The organism is Pseudomonas sp. StFLB209 (genome assembly GCF_000829415.1).
In the GTDB taxonomy this organism is placed as follows: domain Bacteria; phylum Pseudomonadota; class Gammaproteobacteria; order Pseudomonadales; family Pseudomonadaceae; genus Aquipseudomonas.
This window is the reverse complement of sequence record NZ_AP014637.1, coordinates 3168590-3188702: the sequence shown is the minus strand read 5'-3', so window position 1 is coordinate 3188702 and position 20113 is coordinate 3168590. Positions and strand designations below refer to the sequence as shown.

17 protein-coding genes are annotated in these 20113 nt (G+C 61.9%); 4 read left to right on the top strand and 13 right to left on the bottom strand.

Going from position 1 to position 20113, the window contains the following annotated elements; genetic code table 11:
- Window position 1 precedes the first annotated feature (1 nt).
- The 5 genes from PSCI_RS14180 to pmbA form a co-directional block, all read right to left on the bottom strand.
- The gene (locus tag PSCI_RS14180) at window positions 2–622 is read right to left on the bottom strand and encodes a superoxide dismutase (protein ID WP_045487879.1); all 621 of its coding nucleotides are present in this window, start codon (window positions 620–622) and stop codon (window positions 2–4) included.
- 1 nt (window position 623) lies between these two features.
- Window positions 624–1079 carry a tetratricopeptide repeat protein gene (locus PSCI_RS14175; RefSeq protein WP_045487876.1) on the bottom strand — a complete coding sequence of 152 codons (456 nt, stop codon included), beginning with the start codon at window positions 1077–1079 and terminating at the stop codon, window positions 624–626.
- 22 nt (window positions 1080–1101) lie between these two features.
- On the bottom strand, window positions 1102–2478 hold the full coding sequence (locus tag PSCI_RS14170) for a class II fumarate hydratase (RefSeq protein ID WP_045487873.1): 1377 nt from the start codon (window positions 2476–2478) through the stop codon (window positions 1102–1104).
- A complete protein-coding gene (locus PSCI_RS14165; RefSeq protein WP_045487870.1) occupies window positions 2471–2866 on the bottom strand; it encodes a hypothetical protein in 396 nt (131 codons plus the stop codon). The genes PSCI_RS14170 and PSCI_RS14165 overlap by 8 nt, the downstream gene beginning before the upstream one ends.
- 224 nt (window positions 2867–3090) lie before the next feature.
- Entirely contained in the window at window positions 3091–4437 is a 1347-nt protein-coding gene (gene pmbA, locus PSCI_RS14160) for a metalloprotease PmbA (RefSeq protein ID WP_045487867.1), read from the bottom strand.
- Between the two features lie 107 nt (window positions 4438–4544).
- Between pmbA and yjgA the strand changes: the two genes are divergently transcribed.
- Complete coding sequence (yjgA, locus tag PSCI_RS14155; RefSeq protein ID WP_045487864.1) at window positions 4545–5066, top strand: ribosome biogenesis factor YjgA; 522 nt, start codon at window positions 4545–4547, stop codon at window positions 5064–5066.
- 24 nt (window positions 5067–5090) lie between these two features.
- On the opposite strand, the gene tldD is transcribed toward yjgA, so the two are convergent.
- The 8 genes from tldD to mreB all read right to left on the bottom strand — a co-directional run bounded on the left by tldD (window position 5091) and on the right by mreB (window position 16586).
- A complete protein-coding gene (gene tldD, locus PSCI_RS14150; RefSeq protein WP_045487862.1) occupies window positions 5091–6530 on the bottom strand; it encodes a metalloprotease TldD in 1440 nt (479 codons plus the stop codon).
- A gap of 2 nt (window positions 6531–6532) precedes the next feature.
- The gene (locus PSCI_RS14145; RefSeq protein WP_045487859.1) at window positions 6533–7378 is read right to left on the bottom strand and encodes a carbon-nitrogen hydrolase family protein; all 846 of its coding nucleotides are present in this window, start codon (window positions 7376–7378) and stop codon (window positions 6533–6535) included.
- 32 nt (window positions 7379–7410) lie between these two features.
- Window positions 7411–11232, bottom strand: coding sequence for a YhdP family protein (locus tag PSCI_RS14140; protein WP_045487856.1), 3822 nt, complete (start codon window positions 11230–11232; stop codon window positions 7411–7413).
- Window positions 11233–11533: 301 nt separating this feature from the next.
- The gene (rng, locus tag PSCI_RS14135) at window positions 11534–12991 is read right to left on the bottom strand and encodes a ribonuclease G (RefSeq protein WP_045487853.1); all 1458 of its coding nucleotides are present in this window, start codon (window positions 12989–12991) and stop codon (window positions 11534–11536) included.
- Complete coding sequence (locus PSCI_RS14130) at window positions 12988–13590, bottom strand: Maf family protein (protein WP_045487850.1); 603 nt, start codon at window positions 13588–13590, stop codon at window positions 12988–12990. Before PSCI_RS14130 ends, rng begins: the two co-directional genes overlap by 4 nt.
- A gap of 44 nt (window positions 13591–13634) precedes the next feature.
- Entirely contained in the window at window positions 13635–14126 is a 492-nt protein-coding gene (gene mreD / locus PSCI_RS14125; protein ID WP_045487847.1) for a rod shape-determining protein MreD, read from the bottom strand.
- Window positions 14119–15198, bottom strand: coding sequence for a rod shape-determining protein MreC (gene mreC / locus PSCI_RS14120; RefSeq protein WP_045494316.1), 1080 nt, complete (start codon window positions 15196–15198; stop codon window positions 14119–14121). Before mreC ends, mreD begins: the two co-directional genes overlap by 8 nt.
- Before the next feature lie 350 nt (window positions 15199–15548).
- Window positions 15549–16586 (bottom strand): rod shape-determining protein MreB, encoded by a 1038-nt coding sequence (gene mreB, locus PSCI_RS14115; protein WP_045487844.1) that lies wholly within the window; start codon window positions 16584–16586, stop codon window positions 15549–15551.
- Between the two features lie 208 nt (window positions 16587–16794).
- Between mreB and gatC the strand changes: the two genes are divergently transcribed.
- From gatC to gatB, 3 genes are read left to right on the top strand one after another with little or no spacing between them, the layout of a single operon-like run.
- A complete protein-coding gene (gene gatC / locus PSCI_RS14110; RefSeq protein ID WP_045487841.1) occupies window positions 16795–17082 on the top strand; it encodes an Asp-tRNA(Asn)/Glu-tRNA(Gln) amidotransferase subunit GatC in 288 nt (95 codons plus the stop codon).
- Window positions 17083–17096: 14 nt separating this feature from the next.
- Window positions 17097–18548 carry an Asp-tRNA(Asn)/Glu-tRNA(Gln) amidotransferase subunit GatA gene (gene gatA / locus PSCI_RS14105; protein ID WP_045487839.1) on the top strand — a complete coding sequence of 484 codons (1452 nt, stop codon included), beginning with the start codon at window positions 17097–17099 and terminating at the stop codon, window positions 18546–18548.
- Window positions 18549–18560: 12 nt separating this feature from the next.
- Window positions 18561–20006 (top strand): Asp-tRNA(Asn)/Glu-tRNA(Gln) amidotransferase subunit GatB, encoded by a 1446-nt coding sequence (gene gatB, locus PSCI_RS14100; RefSeq protein WP_045487836.1) that lies wholly within the window; start codon window positions 18561–18563, stop codon window positions 20004–20006.
- Window positions 20007–20113: the final 107 nt, after the last annotated feature.

Below are 20113 nucleotides of genomic sequence, written 5' to 3'. Positions count from 1 at the left end.
ATCAGGCCAGCGCAGCAGCGTAACGGCGCGCCACTTCAGCCCAGTTGATGACGTTGTAGAAGGCAGCGATGTACTCCGGCCGCTTGTTCTGATACTTCAGGTAGTAAGCGTGCTCCCAGACATCCAGGCCAAGAATCGGCGTATTGCCGTGCATCAACGGGCTGTCCTGGTTGCCGCTGTGCTCGACCACCAGCTTTTTCTCCGGGGTAACGCTCAGCCACGCCCAGCCACTGCCGAACTGGACAGTAGCAGCCTTGGTGAAAGCCTCTTTGAACGCTGCAAAGCCGCCCAGTTGCGCATCGATGGCACTGGCCAGCTCGCCTTTGGGCTCGCGATCACCTTCAGGACTCATCACGGTCCAGAACAGCGAGTGGTTGGCGTGGCCACCGCCATGGTTCTTGACCACCGGGCGCAGAGCCTCTGGCAGACTGGCGATCTTGCGCACCAGGTCCTCGACGCTCAGTTCTTTGTACTGGGCGTATTCAGGCTGCTCCAGGGCCGCGTTGATGTTGTTGATGTAGGTCTGATGGTGTTTGGTGTGGTGGATTTCCATGGTTTGCGCATCGACGTGCGGTTCCAGCGCATCGTAGGCGTAAGGCAAGGCAGGCAGGCTATAGGTCATTTCAATGGACTCCTTGGTATTGGCCAGTGGCTGAATGGTGATGCAGCGACGAACGGCTGTGTTCGCCGGCGCTGTTCAGCAATCTGTTGGTGCGCGGGTACTCGCCATGTTCGCTGATGAAGCTCAACAGCTCGGCGTAGGTCTTGTTGCTATGGCGCAGCGCCGCCTGGCGCAGCGTCTCGGGCAGACGCGAATCCTGAATGGCCTGTAACAACCGTTGATGCACCGCGCAAAGGTACTCGGCACTTTCTTCAGGCTGCCCCAGGCTCAAGTGTAGATCGGCCAGATTGTGGTGCGAGATGACGTAGGCGGCGACCGCTTCGTCGGGGTCGGCCCAGCGCTCGAACAGCACCTGGGCCAGCGCCAGGGCCTGGAGGTATAACTCACGAGCTTCAACCCACTCGCCGAGATTGAAACAGCGATTGGCTTGTTCGATGATGCGTTTCCAATGCTGCATGGTCTACCTCCAGAGCGCCGGCTCAGATACCGCCAGCGGTGAGTTTTTCAGGGTTGAGCAACACTTCCAGCTGGCTGCGTTGCAGGTCGGTATGTTCCAGCGCGACATCGATGATCGGCCGGCCTTGTTGATACGCCTTCTTGGCGATTTCAGCGGCTTTCTGATAACCAATGATCGGGTTCAACGCGGTCACCAGAATCGGATTGCGCGACAGCGCTTCCTGCAGTTTTTCCTGATTGACCTTGAAACTGGCGATGGCCTTGTCGGCCAACAGGCGGCTGGAGTTGGCCAATAGCTCAATGCTGCTGAGCAGATTCGAAGCCACGATCGGCAGCATTACGTTAAGTTCGAAGTTGCCTGACTGGCCCGCTACGGTGATGGCTGCATCGTTGCCGATGACCTGAGCAGCCACCATGGCGGTCGCTTCAGGAATCACTGGGTTGACCTTGCCCGGCATGATCGACGAACCGGGCTGCAAGGCTTGCAGTTCGATTTCACCCAGGCCCGCCAGTGGGCCGGAATTCATCCAGCGCAGGTCGTTGGCGATTTTCATCAGCGACACGGCAGTGGCCTTGAGCTGGCCCGACACGGCCACGGCCGTGTCTTGCGAGCCGATCAGGGCAAACAGGTCCTTGCCCGGCGTAAAGCTCACGCCACTCAGTGCACTGAGGTGGGCGTTGAACCGCTTGGCAAACTCCGGATGGGCGTTGATACCGGTGCCCACCGCCGTGCCGCCCTGAGCCAGTGACTGCAGGGCCGGTTGCAACGCCTGCAAGTGCTCGACATTGGCGCGCACTTGCTGGGCCCAACCGTTGAGCACCTGGCTCATGCGCACTGGCATGGCGTCCATCAGGTGAGTACGGCCGGTCTTGACGTACTGATGCACCTGACCGGCCTTGTGTTCGGTCACTTGCAGCAGGTGATTGAGCGCTGGCAGCAGATGCTCATGCAGCGCCAGTGCAGCACTGACGTGGATCGTGGTGGGGATAATGTCGTTGCTGCTCTGGCCACAGTTGACGTGATCGTTGGCATTGACCGTGTCGCCCAGGATGCGCGTTGCCAGAGTAGCGATCACTTCGTTGGCGTTCATGTTGGAACTGGTGCCCGAGCCGGTCTGGAATATGTCCACCGGGAAATGCACCATGAAATCGCCGCCCAGCAGATCATTGACGGCCTGAACAATCGCCTTGCTCTGCCCTTCGCTGATCTGTTCAAGCTCCAGGTTGGCCTTGGCAGCAGCGGCCTTGGCCAGCAGCAAGGCGCGGATGAACTGCTTGGGCATGCGCTGCTGGCTGATCGGAAAGTTGTCTACCGCACGCTGGGTCTGAGCGCCGTACAGGGCCTCGGCCGGGACCTGCAGTTCACCCATGCTGTCGCGTTCGATACGGGTATTACTCATCGGAATATCCTTGCACCAGTTCAGTCAGAGAAATTGACGGTTGCAGCACACAGGTCGCCAGCTCATGCACACAGGCATCCCACTGGTGACGCTGTGTCTGGGTTGCAGCCAACAGTTTGAGATCGCGCAACGGCCGCCAGGCCTGGTCCAGGCACAGGCAGCGCCAATGCCACGGCAGTACGGTGTCACGGGCGGTGTCCAGCAACAGCCGGAACGTGGATTGCGCGACCAGCGCTTTGGGGGTGGCGGTAAAGCGCGCCAGATAGCGCCCTTCGGCGAGGTAATGCTCGATCAGGCGCGGCTCGTCAGGATCAAACGCACAACGAATCCGCAGACCCAGCTCACGCCAGTTCTCCAGATAAGGTAGTTCATGCAGCACTGATCCCATGACCCATCATCCAGCCAAGAAATGATAGTCATTATTGAATGAGATTAAGAATCAAGACAACCCCCTGAGTGCGCCATAGATATTTCAGGGGGAAAAAGCAGCGGGTATGCAGCGACTCGGGAGGGAACATCGGTAGGAGCGAGCTTGCTCGCGAATCTTCAGCAGACGTTAAACATGGGGCGTCTGGAGGATTCGCGACCAAGGTCGCTCCTACCGGTGGTTTATCAGCTACCTGCGACGGTCATGCGCTCGATCAGGACCGAGCCGGTGCGGATGTTGCCGCGCAGTTCAAGATCGCTGCCAACGGCGACGATCTGCCTGAACATGTCACGCATGTTGCCGGCAATCGTCACTTCCTGAACGGCAAACTGGATCTCGCCATTCTCCACCCAAAAGCCGGCCGCACCGCGCGAGTAGTCGCCGGTGACCATGTTCAGGCCGCTGCCCATCAGTTCGGTAACCAGCAGGCCACGACCCATACGCCGGATCAGTGCCGCCTGGTCTTCGCTGCCGTGGCTGACGAACAGGTTATGCACCCCGCCAGCGTTGGCGGTGCTGGGCATACCCAGTTTGCGACCTGAATAGGTGCTCAGCACATACGACACAAGGTCGCCATTTTCGACAAACGGTTTGGCGTAGGTAGCAAGGCCGTCACCATCGAACGAGGCGCTGCCCATTGCCCGCATCAGGTGCGGCCGTTCATCGATGGTCAGCCACTCAGGGAACAGCCGCTGGCCCAGCGCGCCTTCAAGGAAAGAGGACTTACGGTACAGGTTACCGCCAGAGATCGCGCCCAGGAAACTGCCGAACAGCCCGCCGGCCAGTTCGGCGCTGAACAGGACCGGTACTTCGCAAGTGGGTACTGGACGCGCTCCCAAACGGCTGGCTGCGCGCTCGGCAGCCTTGCGTCCAATGCTTACCGGATCGCTCAGCAAAGAGCCCTGACGGTTGACGTCATACCAGTAATCGCGCTGCATCTGGCCGCCATCTTCGGCGATCATCACGCAACTCAGGCTATGCCGGGTCGAGGCGTAACCGCCGATAAAGCCGTTGCTGTTGCCGTACACACGGCAGCCCTGATGGGTATTGAGCGTGGTGCCATCGGCGTTTTTGATCCGCTTGTCGGCATCAAATGCTGCCGCTTCGCAGATCAGCGCTTTTTCGATGGCCTGTTCCGGGGTGATATCCCAGGCATGGTAGAGGTCGAAATCCTTTACCTCGCGAGCCATCAACGCCGCATCGGCGAGCCCGGAGCTTTGGTCTTCGGAAGTGTGTTCGGCAATCGCCAGCGCTGCGGCGACGGTTTCACGGATCGCTTCAGGGCCGACTGCCGAGGTGCTGGCCGACCCTTTACGCTGGCCGACATACAGGGTGATGCCAAAGCCCTGATCGCGATTGAATTCAACAGTCTCGACTTCGCGCTGACGCACCGAGGTCGACAACCCCTGGTCCACGGATACCGCCACTTCGCAGGCCGTGGCGCCCTGACGCCGGGCTTCGGCAATGATCTGCTCAACCTGCTGCTCAAGGGCCGACAAGGCCTGCGGGCCGACGCTTTGGGTTGCACTCATGACTTTCTCCATCAAATTCTGCTTTCGGCACGGCCCGTATACCGAGCGGACCGGACAAGCGGCCCCCGAGTGGTTATCATGGCGCCGTTTATTTGCGGACGGCCCCCATGGTTGATTCTTACGACGACTCCCTCGACGGGGAGAAAAGCAAAACCCAGGTAAAACGCGAGATGCAGGCTCTGGTCGAGCTTGGCGAACGCCTGACCACCTTCAAACCCGACCTGCTCGACAAGCTGCCGCTGACCGACGGCTTGCGCAAGGCCCTGGCCGAGGCCCACAAGCACACGGCTCACGCCGCCCGTAAACGGCACATCCTGTTCATCGGCAAGCTGATGCGCGATCAGGACCAGGAGGCCATTCTGGCGCTGGTGGACCAGCTCGACAGCTCGACCCGTCAGTACAACGAGCGCTTTCACGCCCTTGAACGCTGGCGTGACCGGCTGATTGGCGGTGACGACGGCGACCTGGAAAAATTCGTCGTCGAGTACCCCGAAGCCGATCGCCAGCAGCTGCGTTCGCTGATCCGCCAGGCCCAGCACGAGGTGGCACGCAACAAACCGCCAGCCTCCAGCCGCAAGATCTTCAAGTACATTCGCGAGCTGGACGAGCTGCAGCGCGGCCTGCGTTAGTTCCCGTCCTTTCCTGCCCTGCTCTCAGGCTCCGGTGCCGCCAACAGTGATCGCATCGAGCTTGAGGGTCGGCTGCCCCACGCCAACCGGCACCGATTGCCCATCCTTGCCACAGGTCCCGACACCACTGTCCAGTTTCAGGTCGTTACCGACCATTGACACCCGGCTCATGGCTTCCGGACCGTTGCCGATCAGGGTCGCACCCTTGACCGGCGTAGTGATTTTGCCGTCTTCGATCAGGTACGCCTCGCTGGTAGAAAACACGAACTTGCCGCTGGTGATGTCGACCTGACCGCCGCCAAGGTTGGCGCAGTAGATGCCTTTTTTCACCGAGGCGATGATTTCCTGTGGATCGCTCTGCCCGCCAAGCATGTAGGTGTTGGTCATGCGCGGCATCGGCAGGTGCGCGTAGGACTCACGACGACCATTACCGGTGCGCGCCACGCCCATCAGCCGTGCATTGAGCTTGTCCTGCATGTAGCCCTTGAGCACGCCGTTCTCGATCAGGGTGGTGCATTGGGTCGGGGTGCCTTCGTCATCGACGCTCAGCGAACCACGGCGACCTGCCAGGGTACCGTCGTCGACGATGGTGCACAGTTTGGAGGCAACCATTTCGCCAATCCGGCCGCTGTAGGCCGAGCTGCCCTTGCGGTTGAAATCGCCTTCCAGACCGTGGCCAACGGCTTCGTGCAACAGCACACCGGACCAGCCCGAGCCGAGCACCACCGGCAGGGTGCCAGCCGGAGCCGGCACCGCTTCGAGGTTGACCAGCGCCTGGCGCAGCGCTTCACGGGCATAGCCCATGGCCCGGTCTTCATTGAGGAAGTAGCGGTAATCGGTACGTCCGCCGCCACCGTGACCACCGCGTTCGCGGCGGCCGTTCTGCTCGACGATCACGCTGACATTGAAGCGCACCAGCGGCCGCACATCGGCCGCCAGGCTACCGTCGGCGGCGGCGACCAGAATCTGCTCCCAGACCCCGGCCATGCTCACCGACACTTGCTGAATGCGCGGGTCCAGGGCCCGGGTGGCGATGTCGATGCGTTTGAGCAACTCGACTTTTTCCGCACGGCTGAGCACTTCGAGCGGGTTATCCGCCGCGTACAAGCGAGTCACATCCTGGGCAGTGAAGGCCTGGACCCGGCCCTGCTGACCGGCACGGGAAATCGAGCGGGCGGCGCCTGCGGCGGCCGTCAGGGCTTCCAGATTGATGGCGTTGCTGTAGGCAAAACCGGTTTTTTCTCCCGACTGGGCACGTACGCCCACGCCCTGGTCCATGTTGAAACTGCCTTCCTTGACGATACCGTCCTCCAGCGCCCAGGACTCGGAAATGATGCCCTGGAAGTACAGATCGGCTGCGTCGATTCCCGGCCCGGCCAGCTCGCCCAGCACCGCTTGCAGGTTATCCAGGCTCAACCCGCCAGGGGCCAGAAGGTGTTCGCTGACTGAGGACACGTCACTCATATTCACTCCGAAGCAGGCCGCACCGCGTCCTGCACTGTAAAGCGCCGGTGACTGGACACCGGCATCCGCGCCCGTATGGACGCCTGTTCTTCACTGTCGCGCTGCGCCAACAGCACGGCTTCGCCTTTGTCCTGCTCGGCCAGCACCCGCCCCCAAGGGTCGATGATCGCGGCCTGGCCCCAGGTTTCCCGTGGGCCGGGGTGCACGCCGCCCTGGGCGGCTGCCAGCAGGTAACACTGGGTCTCGATCGCGCGGGCGCGAATCAGAACCTCCCAGTGCGCCGCACCGGTCACGGCGGTGAACGCCGAAGGTGCGGTAATCAACTCAGCGCCCGCTTCACGCAAGGCGGTGTACAACTCGGGAAAGCGCAGGTCGTAACATACGCTCAAGCCCAGCCGGCCTACCGGCGTGTCGGCCACCACCACGTTGGCTCCATGAGCATAGTCATCAGACTCACGGTAGCGCCCGCGATTGTCAGTAACATCCACATCGAACAGGTGCAGCTTGTCATAGCGCGCGGCCTGTTCGCCGTGTTCATCGATCAGCAGCGAGCAGGCGGTGACCTTGCCCTCGGGCTGCCCCTCGGGCGGCAACGGCAAGGTGCCGGCGACTATCCATAACCTGAGGTCGCGGGCGGCCTGTTTCAACCATGGCAGGATGGGACCATTGCCCAACGCCTCGGCACGCCCAATGGCGGCAGCGTCACGCCGGCCCAGTGCCGAGAAATTTTCTGGCAGCACCGCCAGCCGGGCGCCCTGCCCGGCGGCCTGCTCCAGCAAGCGCCGGGCCTGGCGCAGGTTGTCTGCAATGTCGCTCTGGCTGACCATCTGAATGACGGCAAATGTCATGGCTTGCTCCTGAGTCCTTTCCGGCAATACGGTTACTGAGGCTTCTCGAACGGTTTGTCGAAGGTGATCTTCGGCTCCTTCCAGGGACCTTCGACCTTGTACTGGACGCTGGCAAAGCGTGCTACACGATCGCCCAACAGTTTGTCTGCCAGGAACAATGCACCACCGATGGCTGGTGCACCCACAATCAGCGCGGCAATCGGCAGGTTGTTGGTAACCGGCAGAGTGACCAGCAGCTTGGCATCGACCCGATCCTTGACCATATCCAGGGTGCCGTCCAGCTCAAGATTACTCGACGGACCGGTCAGGGTGATCGGCTTGCGTGTCACATAGACACCGTCGCTGGCCACCAACAGACCTTTGACCCGATCGTAACTCAAGCCCTTGCCCAACAGGTCGGAGAAGTCCAGCCGCAGGCGACGGCCGATGGAGTTGAAATTCAGCAAGCCGAATACCCGTAACGCTTGCGCACCGCCCTCGACCTCGACGAACTGACCATTGCGCAGCGTCGCATCCAGGCTGCCGGAGTAACGCTTCAGACCGACCCAGGCTGGCGAGCCGGGCCAACGCCCGTCGATGTCCAGATCGAACGTCTGACTGGTCACGGTCGGGGCGAAATTCCAGGCTTTGAGCACATCGCCCAGATTCTTGCCCGCCATATGCCCCTTGAGCCAACTGCTGCTGGCCCCTGGCGCGCCTTCCCAGCCACCCTCGCCCTCCAGCAACAGGCCCTTGAGCCCCAGGCTCAGATCGCTCAAGCGCAAGCCTGTCGGCGTCGGACGGATTTTCAGCGCCCAGGCGCCGACCAGTTGCTGGCCCTGGAACAGCTGGTTGATATTGACGTTCAGTGCCGGAATCTTGCGCGGGTCAACATCCACCAGCGGGTCAGGCGGGTTCTCCACCACCGGCGCGTCAGGATCGGGCGCTGGCAAGCGTACATACTGCATGGCGATGTCGATCGGCGCGTTTTTGGCATCGGGCAACAGCGCACTGCCTTTGGCCTGGGTACTGTCCAGCGACAATCGCCAGGCGGCAGCATTGCGCTCCAACTGAACCCGCGCCTGGTCCAGGGTGGTGCCCATGGCGGTCAGCCTGCCGACCTGCAGATCCACACCGCCAAGGGTCTGTCGGGCGCTGCCGCCGGGGTCGTTGCCACTGTAGCGCTGAGCAATGTCCTGCCAGGGGCTGAGGTCCAGTTCCGCCAGGCTGCCGGTAATCCGCAAGCCTTTGGCCTGGGGCACCACTGCGCCGCCCTGGCCGATAAACAGCTCGCCACGGCCTTGTGCCGGGTTGCTGGCCGGCGCCGCCCAGGCCAGATTGGCCAGCTCACCATAGGCCGCATCAAAACGCCGTTCGCTGCCTTGCAGGGTCATCCGCAATTCACTGGGGCGGGCTTCATCACGGGATTTGCCGAACGGGGCCGGCAGATCCACTGCCAATCCTTGCAGGCTTGAAGTGATCGACAGCGGCGTCGACGCGCCATCGAGCAGCAACTGCAACTGGTAGGGAATATCGCCCGACACCGGTAGCGGCTGGGTAAAGCTCAGCCAGTCGGTGAGACGCTTCAAGGCAATCTGCCCATTGGCAGTGATGCGCGTGACGTTCGCGCCTGGCTTGCCTTCAGCGGCAATCTCGGCGGTAACCGGACGACCGAACGCCTGAGCACTGATACCCTTGCCAGACAACCCCCGCGCGCTGTCAAAACGGAACTCGCCCTTGAGCTGGGTCAGGTCCAGCACCGGGTCGGCCAGTTTGAGTTGCGCGCCCTCACTGGCAAAATCCACCAGGATCTTCGGCTCCAGGCCCTTCTCCAGCGGGATGTCCAGTTTCAGGCTGCCATTGAGCGGCCCCTGCCCCTGCCAACCGGCAAACGTCGCCGCCGTACCAAGCGGCGCGCTCTGGAGGATTTTCAAACCGTCGACCAGGCTGCCTGCAAACTTGCCGTCTACCAACAGATGGCTGGGCTGCCCTTTGGGCGCATGCGGCACCTCGACGCGCACGTCACTGACCCGGGTATCGAGCAGCTGGCCCTTGCTGGCCTTGATCCGCACCCCGCTGTTCTCGACATACACCTTGCCGTCGATGCCGGTCAGCAACGGCCAGCCCGGCTGGAAATCCAGTGTTGCATTGCCCACATCGAAGAACAGGCTGATCACCCGCGCGGTGTCGCTGGCGTCCTTGTGCAACGAGCCCTGGTACTGGAAAAACCCTTCCCTGACATCTCCCGCCACAATAGCGGTACGCAGCCAGTGGTCCAGCGCCGGGCTGAGGACGGCAGGCAGGTACTTGCCGGTAAACCGGCCGTCGCCGTCGGTCAGCCCGACGCGCAGGTCCATATAGTCTTCATGACCGGGCTTGAGATGAATACGGATCAAGAAATCCGCCGCGATCTTGCCCTCTTCGCCAAGCACTTTGATGTACGGCGCAATCAGGGTGAAACGCTCCTGATCGAGGGTCCAGGTCAGGCGAGCGTTGGCTTTGAGGTAGTGCCAGGGCTTGGCGAAAATCGGGTCCAGATGCAGCATGAAGTCATCCGTGGCCAGACGCAGCTCGCCTTTGCCCAGATCACCGCTGATCGCCCCGCTGACGTTACCGACGGCCGGCGCGCCGTGGTAGGCATCGAAACCGACCCGGTCCAGGTTGGCGGCAAAGCTCAGCCGCTCGTCACCGCTGGCCTGCGGCCGCCAGTCGAGCAACACATTGCGCAGCCCGCCAGTGACCTGCAGGCGCTTGACCACCTCGCGCAGACCATCGGGCATCGGTGCCAGCGCCTGAAGCAGCGGGGTCAGTGGGGTCAGGTCGAGACGGTCGGCCTCGACATGCCAGCGTTCCTCATTCTCGCTGCCGGGCCGGGCCTGATGCTGCTGGACCTGCACCCGACTCTCCCAGCGCTGCTCGCCCAGACTCATGGCCAGCGAACCGAGGGTGACCCGGATCCCCTGATCGTTGCGCGCCAGCCAGGCATTGAGCGCCAGATTGTCGATGCGCGCAGGTTTGTGCTGCTGGTAACCGCCTTCCAGTTGCGGCGCATTGAGACGCACTGCTGCACGCTGCACTGTGCCCTTGTCCCAGCCCAGCCAGAACTCGCCACCGGCCTTCAGGGTGTGCAGATGCCAGTCACGGGTCAGGTTGCCGGGCAACCATTTGGCCCAGTCACTCTGTGGCAGGCTCAGATAGACATCGGCCTGGGCTTCGCGCCAGCGGCTGGCATCGACGCGGGCCTTTACGTTCAATGCCAGCGGCTGGCCATCTGGCAGATTCAAACGGGCGTCCAGGCGCTGCTGCCAGCTGCCGCTGACCAGACTCAGGTTGACGTAGGTGAACGTCAGCGGGTTGGCCTGGAACGGCTGCACCGTGACCTGGCTGTCGAGCAGCGAAAGATGCGCGACCTGCTGCAGGCTGTTGAGAACCTGCGTCGGATCGGTCGGGGTGTCGTCCTTGACCGGCAGCCCCTGCAAGCGCCACTGACCGTCTTCGGCCTGGCTGAGCACCACTTGCAGACCGCTGACTTCCAGATGCGCCAGACGCACCGTCCGGGCCTTGAGGCTGGCCCACAGCGCCGGCACCACCCGCACCTGATCGAGGCGCAATTGATTGCCGCCTGAGCCAACCATCACATCATGGGCCAGCAACACCGGAGCGAAGCCGCTCCAGCGGCCTTCCAGGCTGCCAATGCTGACCGGCATGTCGAGTGCGCTGCTGACCCGGCTTTCAAGATCGGCACGGTATTCGGCGACCATGGGCACCAGTTGCCGGCCAAGGCTGACGTACAAGGCCGCCAGGACCAACAGCAAGGCACACAGGCTCAACCCCCAACGCGTCAGGGTTGCCAACAGGCCAGGCACACGCCCCATCAGACGAAAATCCGTCGCATGGGGGGTTGTTTCATACAGGCCAGTGCAGTCGGGGCCGAGGTTTGCTCATTGGTCACACGTTACTCGCATCGATACGCTGGGCGGGTTGTTTGCAGGGTGTTCGCGGCTAAAGCCAATACTGTTCGGTTAAGCACACAAATCTAGGTGGGAGGCAACTCTGCTGGCGAAGACGGCAGCACATTCGCAGCAGATGCTGTGACTTTACTGGCCTCTTCGCGAGCAGACCGGGGCGCCGGCCGGCTCTTCCCACCGGGTCCGCGTGTCGCGGCTAAAGCCGCTCCTACAGCAGCACAACGTCGTATTGTTCCTGGGAATACATTGACTCGACCTGGAAGCGAATGGTTCGGCCAATGAAGGCTTCAAGTTCCGCGACATTGCCCGACTCTTCGTCGAGCAGGCGGTCAACGACCCGCTGGTTGGCCAGCACCCGGTAACCGACCGCCTGATACGCCCGGGCCTCACGCAGGATTTCGCGGAATATCTCATAGCAGATGGTCTCCGGCGTTTTCAGCTTGCCGCGCCCCTGACAGCAGTGGCAGGGCTCGCAAAGGATCTGCTCCAGGCTTTCACGGGTACGTTTACGGGTCATCTGCACCAGGCCAAGCTCGGTGATGCCGATGATGTTGGTTTTGGCATGGTCGCGTTCGAGCTGTTTCTCCAGGGTGCGCAGCACCTGACGCTGATGCTCGACGTCTTCCATGTCGATGAAGTCGATGATGATGATGCCGCCCAGGTTGCGCAGGCGCAGTTGCCGGGCGATGGCGGTGGCCGCCTCCAGATTGGTCTTGAAGATGGTTTCTTCAAGGTTGCGATGACCGACAAAAGCACCGGTATTGACGTCGATGGTCGTCATTGCCTCGGCCGGATCGACCACCAGGTAGCCGCCGGACTTAAGCGGCACCTTGCGCTCCAGCGCTTTCTGGATTTCATCCTCGACGCCGTACAGATCGAAGATCGGTCGCTCGCCGGGGTAGTGCTCCAGGCGATCGGCGATCTCGGGCATCAGTTCAGTGACGAACTGGCCGGTCTTCTGGAAGGTTTCCCGCGAGTCGATGCGGATCTTCTCGATCCGCGGGCTGACCAGGTCGCGCAAAGTACGCAACGCCAGACCCAGGTCTTCGTAGATGACGCTGGGCGGGCTGATGGTCTTGATCTGCTCGCCGATCTGATCCCACAGGCGGCGCAGGTAACGGATGTCCATGAGGATTTCGTCGGCACCGGCGCCTTCGGCAGCGGTACGCAGGATAAACCCGCCGGCCTCCTTGATGCCCTCCTGCTCGACGCAGTCGCTGACCACCTTTTTCAAGCGCTCGCGCTCGCCCTCGTCTTCGATCTTCAGTGAGATGCCGACATGCGCGGTGCGCGGCATATACACCAGATAGCGCGACGGAATGGACAACTGCGTGGTCAGGCGTGCGCCCTTGCTGCCGATAGGGTCCTTGGTGACCTGGACCACCAGGCTCTGGCCTTCATGCACCAGCGAGCTGATCGGCTCGACCGCCGAGCCTTCGCGCAGGGAGATTTCCGAGGCATGAATGAATGCTGCCCGATCCAGGCCGATGTCGATGAAGGCAGCCTGCATGCCGGGCAAGACCCTGACGACCTTGCCTTTATAGATATTGCCGACAATGCCGCGACGCTGGGTGCGCTCGACGTGGACCTCTTGCAGAACACCGTTTTCGACCACCGCCACACGGGACTCCATGGGGGTGATATTGATCAGGATTTCTTCACTCATGGCTGCTCACCTTCCGGGCCTTGCCAACAGGGTATGCCGAAAAGCCCCAGCAGGTCTGCTGTTTCACACAACGGCAAGCCGACAACCGCGGAATAACTGCCGTGCAGGGCCTCGACAAATATGGCTGCCAGCCCCTGAATCGCATAGCTGCCCGCCTTGTCCTGCGGCTCGCCCGTGGACCAATAAGCCCGCGCCTGGTCGGCGCTGATCGCTCTGAACCGCACCTGACTGCTCACCACCCGACTTTCGCAGCGCTGCCGATCAAGCACCGCCACGGCGGTGAGTACCTGGTGTTCACGCCCCGACAAGGCAGCCAGCATGGCCAGGGCATCGGCCTCATCCTGCGGTTTGCCAAGAATTCGACCGTCCAGCACCACTGCCGTGTCAGCGCCCATGACACAGGCAGGCTCATGGTCGAGCAAGGCCAGGCCGGCCGCCGCCTTGCCCCGCGCCAGACGCTCGACATAACTGGCCGGTGGCTCATCAGGCAAAGGGCTTTCGTCGATCTGCGCGCTCAGCACGTTGAAAGGGATGCCGATCTGGGTCAGCAGCTCACGACGTCGCGGTGAACCGGAAGCCAGGTAAAGCACAGGTGGCATGAGGACGTCTCCTTGTCAGCGACGCCCCGCCTGGAGCGCCTGGCTTAATTGATTTTCAAGCGTTTGCTCAGCCCGCGTAAGCCATAGCTGATCCATGGCCACAGCAAGGCACTGACCAGCGCCGGCAGGACCAGGGTCAGGGTCGGCTGGCGATTGCCCGTCAGCGCGCTGAGCCACAACTGGGCCAGTTGCGCGACGCCATAGACCACCAGCAGGATCAGGCATTGCTGCCACATCGGGTAGATCCGCAGGCGCTGCTGCAAGGCCATGACCAGACAGGTGATCAGCGTCAGGATCAATGCATGCTGGCCCAGCAAGGTGCCATACAGCACATCCTCCATCAGCCCCAGCAACCAGGCGGTGGTCATGCCGATGCGATGCGGCAGGGTCAGCGCCCAGAAGGTCATCAACAGCGCCAGCCACATGGGCCGGAAGAACTCCATGAACTGTGGCAACGGTACGATACTGAGCAACAGGCCGATGGCGAACGTCAGCCAGACCACCCAGCCATTGCGCCCGGATACATGACTAACCATCAATAGGCTCCCGGGAGGTGGACGGTGTTCTGTTCGCGGGGGCCGCTGCCGGTGGGCTCGCCGCCGGCCTGGCGGCCGGGCGACTGCTGGCCGGCGCAGGGCTGGCCGGCTGCGGCGTGCTGTGCGTGGCCGGCGCCGCAAGGCCCGGTATAGGGCCTGGGTAGAACGGCAACAACGCCCCCGGAATGTTCGACAGCACCGGCGCGTAAGTGGCAGGTGTCGCAGGCGCTACCGCGGCTTCGCTTCTGTCCAGGCTTTCCTGGGCCTGGGCCGCCTCTGCGGCACGCTCTTCAGGCGAACGCCCGTCAGAAAACACCAGTAGCAGGTAGCGACTGCGATTCAAAGCGGCAGTAGGCACCGCCCGCACAATGGCGAACGGTTGCCCGGAATCGTGAATCACTTCCTTGACCGTCGCCACCGGATAACCGGCCGGGAAGCGCTGGCCCAGGCCAGAGCTGACCAGCAGATCACCCTCTTTGATATCAGCGGTATCGGCCACATGCCGCAATTCCAGACGCTCCGGGTTGCCTGTACCACTGGCGATAGCGCGCAAGCCGTTGCGGTTGACCTGCACCGGAATGCTATGAGTGGTGTCGGTCAGCAGCAGGACCCGGGCGGTATAAGGCATCAACTCGACCACCTGGCCCATCAACCCGCGGGCATCGAGCACCGGCTGGCCGAGGAACACACCGTCGCGCTCGCCTTTGTTGATGATGATGCGATGAGTGAACGGGTTGGGGTCCATGCCGATGAGTTCGGCCACCTCGACTTTCTCGTTGACCAGCGCCGAGGAGTTGAGCAATTCGCGCAGCCGCACGTTCTGCTCGGTCAGGGCTGCCAGTTTCTGCAGGCGCCCTTGCAGCAGCAAGGCTTCAGTCTTGAGTTTCTCGTTTTCGGCGAGCAGCTCGGTGCGGCTGCCAAATTGCGAGGCAACGCCCTGATAAAGACGCTGTGGCAAATCGACGACCCAGTAAGCCTGCATCAGCACCAGCGACATCTGGCTGCGCACCGGCTTGAGCAGGGTGAAACGGGCGTCCACCACCATCAGCGTTACAGACAGCACCGCCAGCACGAGCAGACGCACACCCAGCGAAGGGCCTTTGGCGAAAAGCGGTTTAATAGGCCACTCCTTTCGGGCATTCGCTCGAAGGTGCGGGCCTGGCTTGGCGGATGTTCATGAGCAAGAGAAGCCTGGACAGATGAAAAGCGCGTTGGGCGCGCCCACAGGTCGCACAAGGGCTACCTGCAAGAGGATGCTTACAACATGGCTGCACTCGGCGATACTGCGTTGAAATCGACCTCAAAATGCTCATTTACTACAGTAAACTCCGCTTTTTCGGCCAATTTCGCCTTGTATTGCCTTGGTTCGCCGACTTTGTAAGCACCCCCTCACCAAAAAGTGGCTGGCGCACGTCCGACGAATCACTCGCTGGAGAGCAGGTCCATGGAGTGCTTGTCCATCATTTCCAGCGCGCGGCCACCGCCACGAGCCACACAGGTCAGCGGGTCTTCGGCAACGATTACCGGCAGGCCGGTTTCCTGGGCCAGCAACTTGTCGAGGTCGCGCAGCAGGGCGCCACCACCGGTCAGCACCAGGCCGCGCTCGGCGATGTCCGAAGCCAGCTCAGGTGGCGATTGCTCCAGCGCGCTCTTGACCGCCTGAACGATGGTCGCCAGCGACTCCTGCAGGGCTTCAAGCACTTCGTTGGAGTTCAGGGTAAAGGCACGCGGCACGCCCTCGGCCAGGTTACGGCCACGAACGTCAACTTCACGGACTTCGCCACCCGGGAACGCGGTGCCGATTTCCTGCTTGATACGCTCGGCAGTGGATTCGCCGATCAGGCTGCCGTAGTTACGGCGCACGTAAGTCACGATGGCCTCGTCGAAACGGTCACCGCCAACCCGTACGGATTCGGCATAGACCACGCCGTTGAGCGAGATCAGGGCGATTTCGGTGGTACCACCACCGATGTCGACGACCATCGAGCCGCGGGCTTCTTCAACCGGCAGGCCGGCACCGATGGCAGCGGCCATCGGCTCTTCGATCAGGAACACTTCACGGGCACCGGCACCGAGTGCCGATTCACGGATGGCGCGGCGCTCAACCTGGGTGGACTTGCACGGAACGCAAATCAACACGCGCGGGCTTGGCTGCAGAAAGCTGTTTTCATGAACCTTGTTGATGAAGTACTGCAGCATCTTTTCGCAGACGCTGAAATCGGCGATCACACCATCTTTCATCGGACGAATGGCAGCAATGTTGCCTGGAGTACGGCCCAGCATGCGCTTGGCTTCGGTACCTACAGCGACGACGCTCTTCTGGTTGCCGTGGGTGCGGATGGCAACAACCGAGGGTTCATTCAGGACAATACCGCGCTCACGCACGTAAATAAGGGTGTTGGCAGTGCCCAGGTCGATAGAAAGATCACTGGAAAACATGCCACGCAGTTTCTTGAACATGGGAAGGGGACCCTAGGGAACGCGTGGGTAAAAAAGTGCGGCAAACTCTAACAACGACAGGGATTTTGGGCAAGGAGCCAATATGTTAAATTGGCTGTTTTTCCGAGCACGACCCTGCGCGTTTGAGGTTCTAGGACCGCAAAATCGCCGTTGTGTTCCGCAATCAGTGCATGGACCCTGATCCTTCGCACCCCACTGGAGAATTCTCATGGCGCTCGAACGCAGCGACGTGGAAAAGATCGCCCATCTGGCCCGCCTGGGCCTTGACGATGCCGACTTGCCACGCACCACCGAAGCACTGAACAGCATTCTCGGCCTGGTCGACCAGATGCAAGCGGTCGACACCAACGGCATCGAACCGCTGGCGCACCCTCTGGAAGCCTCGCAGCGCCTGCGCGAAGACGCCGTCACCGAACAGAATCATCGCGACGAATACCAGGCCATCGCCCCAGCGGTCGAGCAAGGCCTGTATCTGGTACCGAAAGTCATCGAGTAAGGGAAAGCGCCTGCATGCATCAAATGACTCTGGCCGAGATCGCCCGCGGACTCGCCGACAAGAAATTCTCCTCTGAAGAGCTGACCCGCAACCTGCTCGAGCGCATCAATAAGCTCGACCCGCAGATCAACAGCTTCATTACCGTCACCGAAGACCTGGCCATCACCCAGGCCCAGGCCGCCGATGCCCGGCGTGCTGCCGGCGAAACCGGCGCACTGCTCGGTGCCCCGCTGGCACACAAGGACCTGTTCTGCACCCAGGGTGTGCGCACCAGTTGTGGCTCGCGCATGCTCGACAACTTCCGGGCGCCGTACGACGCCACGGTTGTGGAAAAGCTCGCCAAAGCCGGCACCGTGACGCTGGGCAAAACCAACATGGACGAATTCGCCATGGGTTCGGCCAACGAGTCGAGCTACTACGGTGCGGTGAAAAACCCCTGGAGCCTTGAGCACGTACCCGGCGGTTCGTCCGGCGGCTCCGCAGCGGCGGTTGCCGCGCGCCTGCTGCCCGCGACCACCGGCACCGACACCGGCGGCTCGATTCGTCAGCCTGCTGCGCTGACCAACCTCACCGGCCTGAAACCGACCTACGGTCGTGTTTCGCGCTGGGGCATGATTGCCTACGCATCGAGCCTCGACCAGGGCGGCCCGCTGGCCCGCACCGCTGAAGACTGCGCCCTGCTGCTGCAAGGCATGGCCGGCTTCGACGCGAAAGACTCCACCAGCATCGATGAACCGGTGCCGGACTACAGCGCGACCCTGAACGACTCGCTCAAGGGGCTGCGCATCGGCCTGCCGAAAGAGTACTTCGGTGCTGGCCTGGACCCGCGCATTGCGCAACTGGTGCAAGACAGCGTCAAGGAGCTGGAAAAGCTCGGCGCCGTGGTCAAGCCAATCAGCCTGCCGAATCTGCAGCACGGCATCCCGGCCTATTACGTCATCGCGCCGGCCGAGGCATCCTCGAACCTGTCGCGTTTCGACGGCGTGCGCTTCGGCCATCGCTGCGAAGAGCCCAAAGACCTCACCGACCTGTACAAGCGTTCGCGTGGCGAAGGTTTCGGCCCTGAGGTGCAGCGCCGCATCATGGTCGGTGCCTATGCGCTGTCGGCCGGTTACTACGATGCCTATTACCTCAAGGCACAGAAGATCCGCCGGCTGATCAAGAACGACTTCATGAACGCCTTTGCCGAGGTCGACGTAATCCTCGGCCCGACCACGCCGAACCCGGCCTGGAAGCTCGGCACCAAGAGCAGCGACCCGGTCGCCGCGTATCTGGAAGACGTGTACACCATCACCGCCAACCTCGCCGGCCTGCCAGGCCTGTCGATGCCGGCCGGGTTCGTCGACGGCCTGCCGGTCGGCGTGCAATTGCTCGCTCCTTACTTCCAGGAAGGTCGCCTGCTGAACATCGCGCACCAGTATCAGCTAAACACTGACTGGCACACCCGCGCCCCTGAAGGCTTCTAAGGAGAAGATCACATGCAATGGGAAGTCGTCATCGGGCTGGAAATCCACACCCAGCTTTTGACCCAATCGAAGATTTTCTCCGGCAGTGCCACCACGTTCGGCTCCGAGCCCAACACCCAGGCCAGCCTGGTTGATCTGGGCATGCCGGGCGTGCTGCCGGTGCTCAATAAAGAAGCCGTGCGCATGGCGGTGAAGTTCGGCCTGGCGGTCGATGCCGAGATCGGCCAGCACAACGTGTTCGCGCGCAAGAACTACTTCTACCCTGACCTGCCCAAGGGCTACCAGATCAGCCAGATGGAACTGCCGGTGGTCGGCAAGGGCCACCTGGACATCACTCTGGAAGACGGCACGGTCAAGCGCGTCGGCATTACCCGGGCGCACCTGGAAGAAGACGCTGGCAAGAGCCTGCACGAAGATTTCAGCGGCATGAGCGGCATCGACCTGAACCGCGCCGGCACGCCCCTGTTGGAAATCGTTTCCGAGCCTGACATGCGCAGCGCCAAGGAAGCGGTCGCCTATGTGCGCGCCATTCATGCGCTGGTGCGCTACCTGGGCATCTGCGACGGCAACATGGCCGAAGGCTCGCTGCGCTGCGACTGCAACGTCTCGATCCGGCCAAAGGGCCAGGTCGAGTTCGGCACCCGCTGCGAGATCAAGAACGTCAACTCGTTCCGCTTCATCGAAAAGGCCATCAACAGCGAGATCCAGCGCCAGATCGACCTGATCGAAGACGGCGGCAAGGTCGTGCAGCAAACTCGCCTGTACGATCCGAACAAGGACGAAACCCGTGCCATGCGCAGCAAGGAGGAAGCCAACGACTACCGTTACTTCCCCGACCCGGACCTGCTGCCGGTGATTATCGAAGACTCGTTCATCGAAGCCACCCGCGCCACCCTGCCCGAGCTGCCGCAACAAAAGCGCGAGCGCTTCCAGAGCCAGTTCGGCCTGTCCAGCTACGATGCCAGCGTACTGGCCAGCAGCCGCGAGCAGGCCGATTACTTCGAGCAGGTGGTCAGCATCAGCGGTGACGCCAAGCTGGCGGCCAACTGGGTCATGGTCGAGCTGGGCAGCCTGCTCAACAAGCAAGGCCTGGAAATCGAAGCGTCGCCGGTCAGTGCCGAGCAACTGGGTGGCATGCTGCTGCGCATTCGCGACAACACCATTTCCGGCAAGATCGCCAAGATGGTCTTCGAAGCGATGGCCAATGGTGAAGGCAGCGCCGATGAAGTCATCGACAAGCGCGGCCTGAAGCAGGTAACCGACAGCGGCGCGATCGAGGCGATGCTCGACGAGATGCTTGCCGCTAACGCCGAACAGGTCGAGCAGTACCGCGCCGCCGACGAGGCCAAGCGCGGCAAGATGTTCGGCTTCTTCGTTGGCCAGGCGATGAAAGTCTCCAAAGGCAAAGCCAACCCGCAACAGGTCAACGAACTGCTTAAGACCAAACTGGAAGGCTGATTCAAGGTCGCCCCCTGTAGGAGCGGCTTTAGCCGCGAAGGATTTAGCCGCGAAGGTTTCGCAGCTAAAGCGGATCGCCGCCCGGCCGCTCCTGCAAGACGGGTGAT